The organism is Streptomyces lienomycini (assembly GCF_027947595.1).
Classification (GTDB): domain Bacteria; phylum Actinomycetota; class Actinomycetes; order Streptomycetales; family Streptomycetaceae; genus Streptomyces; species Streptomyces lienomycini.
This window is the reverse complement of sequence record NZ_CP116257.1, coordinates 1883694-1899034: the sequence shown is the minus strand read 5'-3', so window position 1 is coordinate 1899034 and position 15341 is coordinate 1883694. Positions and strand designations below refer to the sequence as shown.

The following is a 15341-nucleotide window of genomic DNA, read 5'->3' as shown; positions in this document are numbered from 1 at the left end:
TCTCAGGCCGATGCCGTCATCCAGGCGGGCAGCGCCTCGACCCGTCCGGCCCACTCGGCGGGCGGCGCCCCCGCCCGGTCGGCCGCGACGACTCCGCCCACGATGGCACAGGTCGTGTCCACGTCACCGCCGACCTGGGCGGTCGTCCAGAAGGCGGTCTCGTACTCCCCCAGGGCGCGGGCGGCGGACCAGAGCGCGAAGGGCACCGTGTCGTGCGCGGTCGTACGCCGACCGCAGCCCAGTACCGCCGCGACCGTGGCCGCGTCGCCGTAGTCGAGCATGTCCCGGGCGCGGCGGAGTCCGGCGCCGACCGCGCTCTTCGGCACCAGGGCGATCACCCCGTCGAGGAGGTCGTGCGCGCGGGGCGGGCCCGCCGGGTCCGCGGCCAGCGCCGCGGCCGCCGCGACGGCCATGGCGCCGACCACCGCCTCACGGTGCTGATGCGTGGGGTAGGCCGAGATCTCCGCCTGGTGGGTCGCCTGTTCCGGATCGTCCGCGTACCAGGCGCCGAGCGGCGCGATGCGCATGGCGGCGCCGTTGCCCCACGAGCCCTGGCCGTTGAAGAGGGCCGCGGCCAGCTCGCGCCAGTCGCCGCCCTCCCGGACCAGCCGCAGCAGCCGGTTGACCGCGGGGCCGTAACCCCGGTCGAAGTCGTGGTGCCGGGCGAAGGAGAGCGCCAGCGCGTCCTGGTCGATGCGGCGGTGGGAGGCCAGGACGGAGACGACGGAGCAGGCCATCTCCGTGTCGTCCGTCCACTGCCAGGTGCCCGGCGGCAACTCGCGGCGCCCCAGCAGCGGATAGTTCGCGGGTACGAAGAACTGTGAGCCCAGCGCGTCCCCCACCGACAGTCCGCGCAGGCTGGACAGGGCCCGGTCCAGGCGCCCGTCGGGAGAAGAATGAGCGGTCATCGCCCTGCCACTCTATCCGGTGATCCCGTACGGTTCCGGATCTCGCCAGCGTTCGAAAGGCCGGTCAAGAAGGTACTTGCCGTCCTCACCGAGAACGAGCATCCGCATCTCGGCGTTCCCCGGGTTGGACAGTGACTCGAACTCCGCGACCGTCCAGTGGAACCACCTCATGCAGAACAGGCGCATGGCGAGTCCGTGGGTCACCAGCAGCACGTTCTGCGGATGACCGGGGTCCTCGAAGCTGCGGAACAGGCTCTCGAGGAAGCCGCCGACCCGGTCGTACACGTCGGCGCCCGACTCGCCCTGGGCGAAGCGGTAGAAGAAGTGGCCGTAGGCGTCGCGGTAGGCCTTCTGCAGGCGCACGTCGTCGCGGTCCTGCCAGTTGCCCCAGTCCTGCTCACGCAGCCGCGGCTCCTCGCGTATCCGTATGAGTTCCGGGTCGAGGTGGAAGGCGCGAAGCGTCTCGTGGGTGCGGCGGTACGGGGAGACGTACACGCTGACCCGTTCGCGGCCGAACACTTCGCGCAGCCCTTTGCCGGTCTCCTCGGCCTGGGCCCGGCCCCGGTCGGTGAGGGCCAGCGCGTGGTCGGGTTCGCGCTCGTACACGGTGTCGTCGACGTTGCCGGTCGACTCGCCGTGCCGGACAAGAACGATGCGCCGTGGTCGTGCCATGCCAGAACCCTAGATCGAGACGGGCCGCGGCAGGCACTCGTACGGGCCCCGTACGGCGTACGTCACACGGTTTCCACACCTCGACGTGGACGGGCGGGTCCGGATCTCACACGGTCCAGGTGGGTTCCATCTGGATGATGTCCCCGGTCAGCGCCGCTATGTCGGCCTCCGTCCGGGCGCGCAGGGCGAGCCGCTCCACCCGCTCGGTGCGGTACTTGCCGTGTTCCGCGGCCGACCGCCACATGGACAGCACCAGGTACTCGTTGAACCCGTTCCCGGGCGCCTCGCCGAAGAGGCCCCGGACCATGCCGGGCGAGCCGGCCATCGCGGGGTTCCAGACCTTCTCCTGCATGAGGACGTAGTGCTCGGACCGCTCCTCGTGGACGCGGCACAGCGCCACCCGCAGCAGGTCCGCGTCGGTGAAGCGCGGCTCGAACCCGGTCTTCACGTCGAACCGGTGGTCGAAGAGCCTGACCTGGGCGTCCTTGAAGGTGCCCACCTGCGTCGAGGCCAGCCTGTCGTGGGAGCGCGCCATGAAGGAGTCGTAGAAGGCGCGGCTCTCCCAGAAGGCGAAGACGTGCGCCACGTCCGGCCGCCCCCGGCTCCAGCCACCCCCCTGTCCCCGAAAACCCGGCTCCCCCGGGAGCCCCGCCCACTTCCGCTGCCCCCGTTCGAAACCGCGGCGGTCCACCACGGTGCAGCGAATCCACTTGACCAGCACCGCGCCATGGTAAGGCCAGGGAACGTGGCACCGGTCACTCTCCGGGAGACCTCTTGTGCCCACCGTGGTCTCTCTGCGTGGCAGGATGGACAACCGGCCGTCACCGTCCGGCACTTCAGGTGGCCGGACAGGGCGGGGACCGGGGAAGGGGAAGTCTGTGAACGGCCTCAGCAAGGGAATGCGCAAGGTCGAGGTCGCACTGCGTTGGGACCCGAGTCCGGCGGGGCAGCCACCCGCCGACCTGGACCTGGTCGCCGGAACCTATCCGGCGGAGGATCCCTGCGGCAGTCCCTCGTACGTGGTGCACTTCGACAGCCGCTCGCCGGACGGCACCATCTATCTCAACCGGGACAGCAAGGACGGCAAGGGCTTCGGCTTCGACGAGGTCATGACGCTGGAGCTGGAGCGGCTCGACGCCCGCTACGCGCGCGTGGTGGTCGGCGTCGCCATACAGCAGCGCACGGAGGACCGGACGTTCGGCGACGTGACCAACCCGGGCCTGCGCATCCGGGAGGGCTACACGGACCTGGCCTCCGAGGACTTCGCGGGCGTCCTGGGCGCCACCGCGGCGACGGTCGCGGAGTTCGTCCGGGACGAGACGGGAGCCTGGGAGTTCCGGGCCGGCGTCCACGGCTTCGCGGGGGATCCCGCGACGTTCACCCGCGTGATGGGCGCGGAGCGTCGGTCCTGACGCCGCACTCATGAGTAAGGGGCGCCCGCCATGGCGGGCGCCCCTTACTCATCGGCGACTACGCGACCACGCGCCCCCTACGGGAGGCGGCGGGCCACCACGCGTCAGCTGCAACCGCTGGTCGAGCCGCAGCCCTCGCAGATGTAGCAGGAACCGGCGCGCTGCATCTTCGTGCCGCAGGAGAAGCACAGCGGGGCGTCGGCCTGGATACCCAGCTGCATCTCCACCAGTTCGGCGCTGGTGTGCGCCTGCTGCGGGGCGGGCTTGGCAGCCTCGACCTCGGCCTTCGGCGTGACGACGGCCTTCAGCTCCTGGGCGAGCGGCGCCGACTGGGCCAGGCCCTCGACGTCCATCTCGTCGTCGGACGGCTCGTACGAACCCGTCTCCAGGTGGCGCTGGCGCTCCTCGGCGGAGTGGATGCCGAGCGCGGAGCGCGTCTCGAAGGGCAGGAAGTCCAGCGCCAGGCGGCGGAAGATGTAGTCGACGATCGACTGCGCCATCCGCACGTCCGGGTCGTCCGTCATGCCGGCCGGCTCGAAGCGCATGTTGGTGAACTTCGAGACGTAGGTCTCCAGCGGCACGCCGTACTGGAGGCCGACGGAGACCGCGATGGAGAAGGCGTCCATCATGCCCGCGAGGGTCGAACCCTGCTTGGACATCTTGAGGAAGACCTCGCCGAGACCGTCGTCCGGGTAGGAGTTGGCGGTCATGTAGCCCTCGGCGCCGCCGACCGTGAAGGAGGTGGTGATGCCGGGCCGACCCTTCGGGAGGCGCTTGCGCACCGGGCGGTACTCGACGACCTTCTCGACCGTCTGGCGGATGGTGTCCTCGGCCTGCTTCGCGACGGCGTCGGTCGCGGGCTTCTCCTTGGTCTTGGCGGAGAGGGGCTGGCCGACCTTGCAGTTGTCGCGGTAGATGGCGAGCGCCTTGACGCCCATCTTCCAGGCCTCGAAGTAGACCTCCTCGACGTCCTCGACGGTCGCCGACTCCGGCAGGTTGACCGTCTTGGAGAGCGCGCCGGAGATCCACGGCTGGATGGCGGCCATCATGCGGACGTGGCCCATCGCGGAGATGGAGCGCTCGCCCATCGCGCAGTCGAACACCTCGTAGTGCTCGTGCGCGAGACCGGGGGCGTCGACCACGTTGCCGTTCTCGGCGATGTGGGCGACGATCGCCTCGATCTGCTCCTCCTGGTAGCCCAGGCGGCGCAGGGCCTGCGGGACGGTGCCGTTGACGATCTGCATCGAGCCGCCGCCGACCAGCTTCTTGAACTTGACCAGGGCGAGGTCGGGCTCGAGGCCGGTGGTGTCGCAGGACATCGCCAGACCGATGGTGCCGGTCGGGGCGATGACGGACGCCTGGGAGTTGCGGAAGCCGTTCTTCTCGCCGAGGCGGAGCACGTCCTGCCAGGCCTCGGTGGCGGCGGCCCAGATCGGCGTGTCGAGGTCGTCCATGCGGACGGCCTTGGCGTTCTCGTCGGAGTGCTGCTTCATGACCCGCAGGTGCGGCTGCGCGTTGCGGGCGTAGCCGTCGTACGGGCCGACGATCGCGGCGAGCTCGGCGGAGCGCCGGTAGGAGGTGCCGGTCATCAGGGAGGTGATGGCACCGGCCAGGGCGCGGCCGCCGTCCGAGTCGTAGGCGTGGCCGGTCGCCATGAGCAGGGCGCCGAGGTTGGCGTAGCCGATGCCCAGCTGGCGGAAGGCGCGGGTGTTCTCGCCGATCTTCTGGGTCGGGAAGTCCGCGAAGCAGATCGAGATGTCCATCGCGGTGATGACCAGCTCGACGACCTTCGAGAAGCGCTCGGCGTCGAAGGACTGCTTGCCCTTGCCGTCGTCCTTGAGGAACTTCATCAGGTTCAGCGAGGCGAGGTTGCAGGACGTGTTGTCCAGGTGCATGTACTCGCTGCACGGGTTCGAGCCGTTGATGCGGCCGGACTCCGGGCAGGTGTGCCAGGCGTTGATGGTGTCGTCGTACTGGATGCCCGGGTCGGCACACGCCCACGCGGCCTCGGCCATCTTGCGGAAGAGCGCCTTGGCGTCGACCTCCTCGATGACCTCGCCGGTCATCCGGGACGTGAGGCCGAACTTGCCGCCGTCCTGTACGGCCTTCATGAACGTGTCGTTCACGCGGACCGAGTTGTTGGCGTTCTGGTACTGGACGGACGTGATGTCGTCGCCGCCCAGGTCCATGTCGAAGCCCGCGTCGCGCAGGGCGCGGATCTTCTCCTCCTCCGAGACCTTGGTCTGGATGAAGTCCTCGATGTCGGGGTGGTCGACGTCGAGGATGACCATCTTGGCGGCGCGGCGGGTGGCGCCACCGGACTTGATCGTGCCGGCGGAGGCGTCGGCGCCGCGCATGAAGGAGACCGGGCCGGAGGCGTTGCCGCCGGAGGAGAGCAGTTCCTTGGAGGAGCGGATCCGGGAGAGGTTCAGGCCGGCGCCGGAGCCGCCCTTGAAGATCATGCCCTCTTCCTTGTACCAGTCGAGGATCGACTCCATGGAGTCGTCGACGGACAGGATGAAGCAGGCGGAGACCTGCTGCGGCTGGGGCGTACCGACGTTGAACCACACCGGGCTGTTGAAGCTGAAGATCTGGTGCAGGAGGGCGTAGGCCAGCTCGTGCTCGAAGATCTCGGCGTCGGCGGGCGAGGCGAAGTACTTGTTGTCCTCGCCCGCCTTCCGGTACGTCTTCACGATGCGGTCGATGAGCTGCTTCAGGCTCACCTCGCGCTGCGGGGTGCCCACGGCGCCCCGGAAGTACTTGCTGGTGACGATGTTGACCGCGTTCACCGACCAGAACTCGGGGAACTCGACGCCACGCTGCTCGAAATTGACCGAGCCGTCGCGCCAGTTGGTCATGACGACGTCACGACGCTCCCAGGCCACCTCGTCGTAGGGGTGGACGCCGGGAGTGGTGTGGACGCGCTCGACGCGGAGTCCCTTGCCCGCCTTGGTGGCCTTGGCGCGGGAACTCCGTGCCGGACCGCTCGCCGTCTCTGTCATGCCGCCTCCCTGTACGGGCGAAAACGCCCTGAAGTGCCCCGAATGTTCCCGTGGCACGGTGTTCTGTCTGGCGTTGCGGGCATCTCTCGCTGCGCCCGCAACAGGTTCTTCTCATCGCCGCCGTCCGGCCGGGCCCGGGCACCTGTCCGGGTCCGGCCCGCCGATCAGTCGGCGGCGCCTGCGGGCTCGGGGACCTGTCCTGCCCCCGTCGACCCGCGGTCGTTCTTCTGGCTCCCCGCGCCGGCGTCCTCGCCCGGGCCGGGGCGCCCCGTCGTCTCCCTCAGTTCCGCGATCGCGGCCTCGAAGTCCTCGAGCGAGCCGAATGCCCGGTAGACGGAGGCGAATCGCAGATAGGCGACGAGGTCGAGTTCCTGCAACGGGCCGAGGATGGCCAGCCCCACGTCGTGGGTGGTCAGCTCGGCGCTTCCGGTCGCCCGCACCGCCTCCTCGACCCGCTGGCCGAGCTGGGCCAGCGCGTCCTCGGTGACGGGTCGGCCCTGGCAGGCCTTGCGCACACCGTTGATGACCTTGGTGCGGCTGAAGGGTTCGGTGACCCCGGACCGCTTCACCACCATGAGCGAGCACGTCTCCACGGTGGTGAACCGCCGGGAGCAGTCGGGACACTGGCGGCGCCTGCGGATCGACGTGCCGTCGTCGGTCGTACGGCTGTCGACGACGCGGCTGTCGGGGTGCCTGCAGAAGGGGCAGTGCATGGGACTCCGAACCCTCCTCACAGCAGACTCAATAACCTCGAAAGGCCCTTCAGGCCCCTCGAAGCAGCCCCCAGCATAGGCGATCGCGGCGGGCCCGAAGACCCGGGGGACCACAACTTGTGGGCTGCTGATGCAATCCAACCACTAGATGTGGGGATTGGCCCATACAAACACGCCCCGCACGCGTGTCGCGCCTGTGCGTACGCGCACATCCGGCCGCGACTGCGTGGCGCACCCGTGCGCGCACGGTCGCCGGGCACTCACACACGGCCGCCCCGCCCCGAGGCATGCGGAGATACGGTGGCCACCGCGGGGAGGGGGCGTGGGACTACCGCAACAGATGGGAGACCCGCCCCGTCGAACGGGATGCCGAATGGCAGACTGGACCGACAGCCCCGAGGTTGTCGCCACGGCGGTGAAGAGTACAGCAATGAGCCCTTTTGTCCGCCAGGCACCACGGTAGCCATACACCCAGACACGCGAGACGGGCGAGAGATTCGCGGTTTTTCACTCGAACGTGTGTTTGGCGCAACCTTTCGAAAGCTACTACCGTTGTGCAGCAGGGAGACCATCGAGAGGGGCCGACGTGACCACCACCGCCGACAGTGCCGCCATCACTGCCCAGGACCGCCCCCAGGGCCGACCTGAGCCGGTGCACGCGATGAGCGACGCCGCGAATCCCGAGGGGCACAAGCGCTCCCTCCCGGGGCGACCTCCCGGCATCCGGGCGGACAGCTCGGGGCTCACCGACCGCCAGCGCCGGGTGATCGAGGTCATCCGCGACTCCGTGCAGCGGCGCGGATACCCGCCGTCGATGCGCGAGATCGGTCAGGCCGTCGGCCTTTCCAGTACCTCCTCCGTCGCACACCAGTTGATGGCGCTGGAGCGCAAGGGCTTCCTGCGCCGGGACCCGCACCGTCCCCGCGCCTACGAGGTGCGCGGCTCCGACCAGGCCGCCTCGGTGCAGCCCACGGACACCGCCGGAAAGCCGGCCGCGTCGTACGTCCCGCTCGTCGGGCGCATCGCCGCCGGTGGGCCGATCCTCGCCGAGGAGTCCGTCGAGGACGTCTTCCCGCTCCCCCGGCAGTTGGTCGGCGACGGCGAGCTGTTCGTGCTGAAGGTCGTCGGCGACTCGATGATCGAGGCCGCGATCTGCGACGGCGACTGGGTCACGGTCCGCCGCCAGCCGGTCGCCGAGAACGGCGACATCGTGGCCGCCATGCTCGACGGCGAGGCCACCGTCAAGCGTTTCAAGCGCGAGGACGGCCACGTCTGGCTCCTCCCGCACAACGCGGCGTACGAGCCGATCCCCGGTGACGACGCGACGATCCTCGGCAAGGTGGTGGCCGTACTGCGTCGCGTCTGAGCGCCACGGCGGGCGGGTACGCGCGACAGCGCCCCGCCGACCCGACCGGGCCCCGGAACCTCTGCGCCGGTTCCGGGGCCCCGCGCTGTGCGGGGCAGGCGGTCCGGCACAGCGGCCCGAGCGCTCAGTCGCCCTCCGTCCGCTCGGCGGCCCCGGTCTGCCCCGCGGCCCCGGGCTGCCCGGTGCCCTCCGCCTGCCGTGCCTTCGCGTCGATCGCTGCGAGGGACTTGCGGACCTGGTTGCGGTCCGTGGTGAACCAGAAGTCGGGCAGGGACGCCTTCAGGTAACTCCCGTACCGGGCCGTCGCCAGCCGCTGGTCCAGCACGGCGACCACTCCTCGGTCCCCGGACGCCCGGACGAGCCGGCCCGCGCCCTGCGCCATCAGCAGCGCGGCGTGGGTGGCGGCGACCGCCATGAAGCCGTTGCCCCCGGCCTCCTCCACCGCCTTCTGGCGGGCGCTCATCAGCGGGTCGTCCGGACGCGGGAACGGGATCTTGTCCATGACGACCAGCTGACAGCTCGGCCCGGGAACGTCGACGCCCTGCCACAGCGACAGGGTGCCGAAGAGGCAGGTCCGCGGGGCGGCGGCGAAGTTCTTGATCAGCTCGCCGAGGGTCTCCTCGCCCTGGAGGAGGATCGGGTACTCCGGGATGCGGGAGCGCAGCTCCTCGGCGGCCAGCTGGGCCGCGCGCATCGACGAGAACAGACCCAGCGTGCGGCCGCCCGCCGCCTGGATCAGCTCGGTGAGCTCGTCGAGCATGTCGCCGCGGTCGCCGTCCCGGGCGGGGCGGGCCAGGTGCTTGGCGACGTAGAGGATGCCCTGCCTGCGGTAGTCGAAGGGGGAGCCCACGTCGACGCCCTTCCACTGGGGCACGTCGTCGCCCTCGGTGCCCTCGGGGGCCAGGCCCAGCGACGCTCCGACGCCGTTGAAGTCGCCGCCCAGTTTCAGCGTCGCCGAGGTCAGGACCACCGAGCGGTCGGTGAAGAGCTTCTCGCGCAGCAGGCCGGCGACGGACATGGGCGCGACCCGCAGGGAGGCACCGAACCGGTCGTGCCGCTCGTACCAGACGACGTCCCACTCGGAGCCGTTCGTGATCCGCTCCGCCACGTCGTGCACGGACTCCACGGAGGCCAGCGCCTGCTTGCGGACCGCGTCCTCGTCCTGCACGGACTTGTCGCGGGTGCTGCCGATGGCCGAGATGACCGTGCGGCAGGCGTCCCGCAGCGCCATCAGGGCGTAGCCGAGGTCCTCCGGGATCTCCTCGAGGCGGCCGGGCAGCGCCAGCTCCATCAGCCGCTCGAAGCCCTCGGCGGCGGTCTGGAGCTGGTCGGCGGCCTTCTCGTTGGCCAGCTTCGCGGCGCGGCGCACGGCGCGGTTGACCTGGCCGGGGGTCAGCTCGCCGGTGGCGACCCCGGTGACCCGGGAGACCAGCTCGTGCGCCTCGTCGACGATCAGCACCTCGTGCTGCGGCAGGACGGGGGCGCCCTCGATGGCGTCGATCGCGAGCAGCGCGTGGTTGGTGACGACGACCTCGGAGAGCTTGGCGCGCTCACGGGCCATCTCGGCGAAGCACTCGGCGCCGTAGGCGCACTTGGAGGCGCCCAGGCACTCCCGGGAGGACACGGACACCTGCGACCAGGCGCGGTCGGAGACTCCGGGCGTGAGGTCGTCGCGGTCGCCGGTCTCGGTCTCGTCCGCCCAGTCGCGCATCCGCAGCAGGTCCTGGCCGAGCCTGCTGGTGGGGGCGGCGGCCTCGAACTGGTCGAAGAGGCCCTCCTCCTCGTCCTGCGGGACGCCCTCGTGCAGCCGGTGCAGGCACAGGTAGTTCGATCTGCCCTTGAGCATCGCGAACTCCGGGCGGCGGCGCAGCTGCGGATGGAGCGCGTCGACCGTACGGGGCAGGTCGCGCTCGACCAGCTGGCGCTGCAGGGCCAGGGTCGCCGTGGCCACGACGACCCTCTCTCCCTGCGCGAGCGCGGGCACCAGGTAACCGAGCGACTTTCCGGTGCCGGTACCGGCCTGGACGAGCAGGTGGGAGCCGCCGTCGATGGCTTCCTCGACGGCTTCGGCCATGGCCACCTGGCCGGGACGCTCCGTGCCGCCGACGGCGGTGACGGCGGCGTGCAGGAGTTCGGGGAGTGAGGGCTTCGTCATAGCGCGACCACCCTACGGCCCGGGACTGACAAACGGGGCGCCGCAGTGGACGCCGGGGGCGGGAAGGACGGGCCGAGGGGCAAGAGGGGCTCCGGTATGGCTGATCGGCGGGCGGGACAGGAGGGGCGGCGGTGACGGGTGCGGACCGTCACGGGGACACCCGCACCGTCCGTTCGCGGACCACGAGAGCGGCCCGCTTGGCCGGGAGGTCCACCTCGGCCTCCAGCCGGAACCCGGCACCGAGGAAGGCCGCGACGGACGCCTTGTTGCGGACGTCGGGTTCGGCGAGCACTCGGGTGCAGGCGGGGCGCCCCGCGAGGACAAGGGCGGCGACGGCCCTGATCAGCTCGGTCCCGATACCCCGCCCGCGGTCGGCGTCGTCGCCGATCAGAAGGTGGATGCCGGTGTCGTGCGGCCGGACCGGGCAGTACCGGGCCAGCGGGTCGAGGTCGGCCCGGTAGATCTCCCAGTAGCTCATCGGCGCCCCGTCCAGCATGCCGACGCACGGGACGCTGCGTCCGTCGCCCGCCAGCTGGGCCCGTAGGTGGTCCTCGGTCACGGCCTGCGGTCCGGTCAGTTCCCAGTACGCGCCGACGACGGGGTCGTTCATCCAGCGGGCGATGAGCTCGGCGTCCCGTTCCACCTCGACGGGGACCAGTCGGAACACACCGTCCGAGGTGTCGCTCGGACCCCAGTCGGCGAGGCGGTCGAGGAGGTCCTCACGCGCGCGTGCCGCCGCCGTCCGCTCGGGGCCGTCCCCCGCTTCCCGGAAGAGGGCGACGAACTCCTCGGGCAGGTGCAGGTCCAGGGTGTCTTCGGCGCTCGCGTCGGTGGAAGCCAAGGGATCGCTCTTTCGGGAGGGGCGGGAGGGCGGACGGGCCTGAGGGCGGGAGGGCGGAGGGAGCGGGAAGGAAACGCGCGGAAGGGGACCCGGCAGGGAGCCCGCTCAGGCGTGCAGGGGGTTGGCGATGGTGACGTAGACGGACTGGGTGTCCACCGGACCGACGAGTTCGTCGAGCCCGTGCAGCCGGGTCAGCAGGTTCGCCTTGCAGCGCAGTACCGGCGAGTCGAGGAGGTACGCGGGGAGCGGACCGCCCAGAGGGGCGGGGCCCCGGACCAGTTCGCCGAGGAAGCGGCGGAAGGCCGCCAGCAGTGTTCCCTCGTCGGCGAGACGCTGGGAGCCGAAGGCGCCGATGAGGCCGAACACGTTGTTGACGGCGAGGTAGTAGGCGAAGCGCTCGTCGGTGACGTCGTCGGCCACGAACGTGTCGCTGTGCTCGCCGATCCCGGGCAGCAGGGCGTCGAGTTCCGCGCGCCGGGACTCGCGGAAGTAGTACCCCTGGTTGTCGCGGTACCGGCCGCCCGTGGGCCAGCCGTCCGCGTCCAGCAGTACGAGCGTGTTCTGCTGGTGCGCCTCCAGGGCGATCCCCGCGTGGGTGTCGAGCCACAGGACGGGAAGCACGACGTGGTGGAGGTAGCGCAGGAACCACTCGACGGCGACGGCTCCGCTCGGGCGACCGGTCCGCCCGGCAAGCCGTGTGACGACCTCGGTCAGCCGGGAGCGCGTGGCGGCGCCGGACACACCGAGCGCTGGGGGGCCGTGCCGCAGCGCGGCGAGAGAGGCCACGCAGGAGACGTCGTCCGAGGGCCGGAAGGGGTTGTGACGGACGACGACGTCGAGTCCCCGCACGGGCCGGCCGTCGGGGCCGTTCACGCCGAGCCAGGCGGGGTCGCGGACGATGTCGAAGTCCGGGTGGGCGGCCTGCCACCGGCGGAACAGGCCCCGGCGCAGCAGGCGGTGGACCTCGACACCGCGGTGGAGTTCCTTGCGGAGGTTCTCCCGCCGGGAGTTGGTGATGCGCAGGGCCAGCGACAGTTTCAGTATGGCGGGGGCGCCGGTGCGGTGGACGGTCCGCAGGGAGGATGTGGCGTACCAGGGGGCGCCCCGGATGCCGAGGTCCCTCAGCAGCCCGGCGTCGAGGAGCGCCTCGGTCCGCGGCCGGTGCAGTACGGCGCGGAACTGCCACGGGTGCAGGGGCAGGAGCGCGAATCCGTCGGGCGGTGCGGGTCCGTCGCCGGAGAGGCGCGCGGTGAGCCGGGGTGCGGAGACCGGACGGCCGCGCTCGGTCCAGGCCGAGTCGGCGGCGAGCACGGAGGGCGCGACCGCCAGCCAGTGCAGGGGGAAGGAGCCGCGCAGCTCCGGTGAGTACCGGCGTGCCTCCGCCTCGGTGAGGCCCTCACGGCTCTTCGGAGTGGGGTGCAGCGGGTGCCCGAGGAGAAGTGCCTGTTCGGCGGCGAGGAAGAGGTCGGGCCCGCCATGGGCCCCGGGGCCTTCCCGCTGCCCCTTCGTGTCATCCGTACCGTCCGTGTCGTCCGTACCGCCCGTGTCGTCCGTACCGCCCGTGTCGTCGCCGGGGCGTTCCCCGCGGTGCCGCAGGAACACGGCGGTCCGGCGGACGGAGTCGGCGACGCGCGCGACGAGGTCGGGACCGTCGCGCCCCGGGGCGCCGGTACCGGCCGCCTCCCGCACGAGCAGCGCGGCCAGCGTGACCGCGTCCACGGGCGGCGCCGAGGCGGGCACGCCGACCAGGCGCGGGGGCCCGAAGCGGTGGCCGCCGGTCGGGGACCAGTAGTGGACGGGTACGGCCAGGGCCGTGCCGCCGGCCGGGAGCGGCACGTGGAGGACACCCCCGACCGGGGCGGGCGCGTCGGTCTCGCGGGCCCAGCAGCGGATCAGGTTCTCCGTGGCCGCGGCCTGGGCGGCGGCGTAGGGATCGGGACAGCCCAGGGGGTCACGGACGGTACCGGTACGCGTGACCGGTACGCGCGGGATGTCCGAGGAGGCGGGCCCTGTGCTGACGCGGCGTGCCTCGGCGGTCGGTGCCCCGGGGTCGGAGACGGCCGCGGGGGCCGGTTCGGGTGCGGAGTCGGTGTCCAACGCGGGTGCTCCTGACGTGCGGTGTCCGGGCGGTGTGTCTCAACGCGGAGGGTGCTGCCCGCGTATCGCGACAGGGTCGTCGGCGCGACGGTCCACCGCCTGTACGGCGTCGGCGAGTCGGGGCGGCAGGGTGCGCCGCGGTTCCGTGACGAAGGCGTCCTCGACGGGCGTGGTGAGGTCCATGACCTGCGAGGGGGCGCCTGAGTCGAGAACCCTGCGGATCGCTTCCAGCACGAGGGGGTGGTTGTGTCCGAGGGCCAGGCTGCCCGTTCCGGAGACGCAGTCCAGGCAGCGGTGGCCGTCGGCGCCCTCGATGGTCAGGCCCCGGGCCCGGACCGGTACGACCGGAAGGGCGCGCGGGGAGGTGCGCGCCGCGGCTTCGCGCGCCGGCTGGCGCCTCGAAGCGCCTTCCCGCGCGGCGCACTCCGGCGTCCCACCGTTGTGCGACGCGCACGCCCGCGTGCACACGGCACCCTCGCGCTCCCGCTCCCGCTCCTGGTCCCGGTCCATGGCCGGCCCGGCGTTCCCGCCTCCGGACGCGAGCGCCCCGTACACGGATTCCGTCACGGCTTGTCGACCTCCCGCCGCCCGGACACGGTGCGGCCTGCCGGGGCGCCCCGGCACGGGGACCCGCGTCCGGACAGCAGGCCCCCCACCGCTACCAACCGTCGACCGTTCACGGGGTTACGGCCTGTCCGAAGATCCCCGCCCGGACGGGCGGTTCACCGCCCGCGGCGCCGACCCGACGCTGCCACGGCGCTGCCTCGCGAACCATCTGACGCAGCGCGCCAGGTCAGAGGGCTGTGTCCGAACCGTTGCCGTTCCGTCGGGACTCCCCCACAGCCAGCTAATAGTGTGTGGTGCCGTTCCCGGTCCGCCGCCGTTCGGCGGTTCGGTCGCGGCACCACGTACGTTCACAGCAGGGGGAGTCAACACCATGCGATCCATACGTCCGTCGTTCACCACGCGCGGGTCCAGGCGCGGACGGCGCGGAACCTCCTCGGCGGCCGCCGCCGTGGCGCTCGTCTCCGCGCTCGCCCTCACCGCCACGGCGTGCGACGACGGCGACGCCGAGGCGGGCGGCGACGCCTCGGCCTCCGCATCCGCCGCGGACGACGGCAACGGCGGGATCCGGATCCCGGACCACATCAAGGACAAGCTCAAGGAACACGGGATCGACGTCGACGAGTGGAAGAACGGGGCCTGGAAGAACTGGAACAAGGACGACTGGCTGCGCGAGGCGCAGGACTTCGTCAACCCGATCATCGAGGGCCTGTGGGACCCGGACCGGATGCGGGACGCCGAGGAGCCGGACCAGGAAGTCGACGAGAACGACATCTCCGGTGACCAGGGCGTCACCGATCCGGAGCCCGCGCCCGTCGACGCGGAGGCCGTGCCGGCCAAGTACCACGACAACGCCGCCACGGCCGGCAAGCTCCTCTTCGACTCCCCCAAGGGCTCGATGGTCTGCTCGGCGACGGTCGTGAAGGACCCGGCCCACCCCGGGAAGTCCAACATGGTGTGGACGGCGGGTCACTGCGTGCACGCCGGCAAGAGCGGCGGCTGGTACCGCAACATCGCCTTCGTCCCGTCGTACAACGACGCGGACATGTCGGTCGAGGAACTGCAGACCGCCACCAAGGAGGAGGTGGCCCCCTACGGCGTGTGGTGGGGGGACTGGGCGCAGACCTCGGACCAGTGGATCGAGCAGGGGGGCGCCACGGGCGGTGACGGCGCCTCGTACGACTTCGCCGTGATCCATGTGACGCCGGAGGAGGGCAGCGGCGGCAAGTCGCTGGAGGAGACGGTCGGCTCGGCACTGCCGGTGGACTTCGACGCGCCCGCCGTGCCGGAGGTCGAGAGCATGAAGGCGATCGGCTACCCGGCCGCCCCGCCGTACGACGGGCAGAAGCTGTACCAGTGCCAGGACAAGCCCGGACGGCTGTCGATCAACGCCTCCGACCCGACGATGTACCGCATCGGCTGCACCATGACCGGCGGTTCGTCCGGCGGTGGCTGGGTCGCGGCCGGTTCCGACGGCAAGCCCGCGCTGGTCTCCAACACCTCGATCGGCCCGGTGACGGCCGGTTGGCTGGCCGGCCCGCGCCTCGGCAAGGAGGCCGAGGGCGTGTTCGACTCGGTGAGCGGCAAGTTCGCCAAGTAGCGGCCCGACGC

General features: G+C 71.5%; 11 protein-coding genes and 1 pseudogene. 3 read left to right on the top strand and 9 right to left on the bottom strand.

What is annotated here, in order from left to right; translation table 11 throughout:
- Window positions 1-2 precede the first annotated feature (2 nt).
- From BJ961_RS08790 to BJ961_RS08780, 3 genes are all read right to left on the bottom strand, one after another.
- The gene (locus tag BJ961_RS08790) at window positions 3-908 is read right to left on the bottom strand and encodes an ADP-ribosylglycohydrolase family protein (protein WP_271320739.1); all 906 of its coding nucleotides are present in this window, start codon (window positions 906-908) and stop codon (window positions 3-5) included.
- 12 nt (window positions 909-920) lie between these two features.
- Entirely contained in the window at window positions 921-1580 is a 660-nt protein-coding gene (locus BJ961_RS08785; RefSeq protein ID WP_271320738.1) for a histidine phosphatase family protein, read from the bottom strand.
- Window positions 1581-1686: 106 nt separating this feature from the next.
- On the bottom strand, window positions 1687-2301 hold the full coding sequence (locus BJ961_RS08780; RefSeq protein ID WP_271320737.1) for a YdbC family protein: 615 nt from the start codon (window positions 2299-2301) through the stop codon (window positions 1687-1689).
- 157 nt (window positions 2302-2458) lie between these two features.
- Between BJ961_RS08780 and BJ961_RS08775 the strand changes: the two genes are divergently transcribed.
- Window positions 2459-2992 carry a TerD family protein gene (locus BJ961_RS08775; RefSeq protein ID WP_271320736.1) on the top strand — a complete coding sequence of 178 codons (534 nt, stop codon included), beginning with the start codon at window positions 2459-2461 and terminating at the stop codon, window positions 2990-2992.
- Between the two features lie 104 nt (window positions 2993-3096).
- On the opposite strand, the gene BJ961_RS08770 is transcribed toward BJ961_RS08775, so the two are convergent.
- Together BJ961_RS08770 and nrdR are read right to left on the bottom strand one after the other, a co-directional pair.
- Window positions 3097-5994, bottom strand: coding sequence for a vitamin B12-dependent ribonucleotide reductase (locus BJ961_RS08770; protein WP_271320735.1), 2898 nt, complete (start codon window positions 5992-5994; stop codon window positions 3097-3099).
- A gap of 164 nt (window positions 5995-6158) precedes the next feature.
- A complete protein-coding gene (gene nrdR / locus BJ961_RS08765) occupies window positions 6159-6707 on the bottom strand; it encodes a transcriptional regulator NrdR (protein ID WP_271320734.1) in 549 nt (182 codons plus the stop codon).
- A gap of 586 nt (window positions 6708-7293) precedes the next feature.
- On the opposite strand from nrdR, the gene lexA reads away from it, so the two are divergent.
- Complete coding sequence (lexA, locus tag BJ961_RS08760; protein WP_271320733.1) at window positions 7294-8073, top strand: transcriptional repressor LexA; 780 nt, start codon at window positions 7294-7296, stop codon at window positions 8071-8073.
- Between the two features lie 124 nt (window positions 8074-8197).
- On the opposite strand, the gene BJ961_RS08755 is transcribed toward lexA, so the two are convergent.
- The 4 genes and pseudogenes from BJ961_RS08755 to BJ961_RS08740 all read right to left on the bottom strand — a co-directional run.
- Window positions 8198-10228, bottom strand: coding sequence for an ATP-dependent DNA helicase (locus tag BJ961_RS08755; RefSeq protein WP_271320732.1), 2031 nt, complete (start codon window positions 10226-10228; stop codon window positions 8198-8200).
- 148 nt (window positions 10229-10376) lie between these two features.
- Complete coding sequence (locus BJ961_RS08750; protein WP_271320731.1) at window positions 10377-11069, bottom strand: GNAT family N-acetyltransferase; 693 nt, start codon at window positions 11067-11069, stop codon at window positions 10377-10379.
- 105 nt (window positions 11070-11174) lie between these two features.
- Entirely contained in the window at window positions 11175-13166 is a 1992-nt protein-coding gene (locus tag BJ961_RS08745) for an IucA/IucC family protein (RefSeq protein WP_381157224.1), read from the bottom strand.
- A 108-nt stretch (window positions 13167-13274) separates the two neighbouring features.
- Window positions 13275-13676, bottom strand: a pseudogene (locus BJ961_RS08740) (aminotransferase class III-fold pyridoxal phosphate-dependent enzyme); the annotation flags it as partial.
- Between the two features lie 427 nt (window positions 13677-14103).
- Between BJ961_RS08740 and BJ961_RS08735 the strand changes: the two are divergent.
- A complete protein-coding gene (locus BJ961_RS08735; protein ID WP_271320730.1) occupies window positions 14104-15330 on the top strand; it encodes a trypsin-like serine peptidase in 1227 nt (408 codons plus the stop codon).
- The last annotated feature ends 11 nt before the right edge of the window (window positions 15331-15341 follow it).

Coding starts and splice junctions, on each gene's coding strand:
- BJ961_RS08770 (WP_271320735.1), bottom strand. CDS start 5,994: ATGACAGAGACGGCGAGCGGTCCGGCACGGAGTTCCCGCGCCAAGGCC.
- BJ961_RS08785 (WP_271320738.1), bottom strand. CDS start 1,580: ATGGCACGACCACGGCGCATCGTTCTTGTCCGGCACGGCGAGTCGACC.
- BJ961_RS08735 (WP_271320730.1), top strand. CDS start 14,104: ATGCGATCCATACGTCCGTCGTTCACCACGCGCGGGTCCAGGCGCGGA.
- BJ961_RS08790 (WP_271320739.1), bottom strand. CDS start 908: ATGACCGCTCATTCTTCTCCCGACGGGCGCCTGGACCGGGCCCTGTCC.
- nrdR (WP_271320734.1), bottom strand. CDS start 6,707: ATGCACTGCCCCTTCTGCAGGCACCCCGACAGCCGCGTCGTCGACAGC.
- BJ961_RS08755 (WP_271320732.1), bottom strand. CDS start 10,228: ATGACGAAGCCCTCACTCCCCGAACTCCTGCACGCCGCCGTCACCGCC.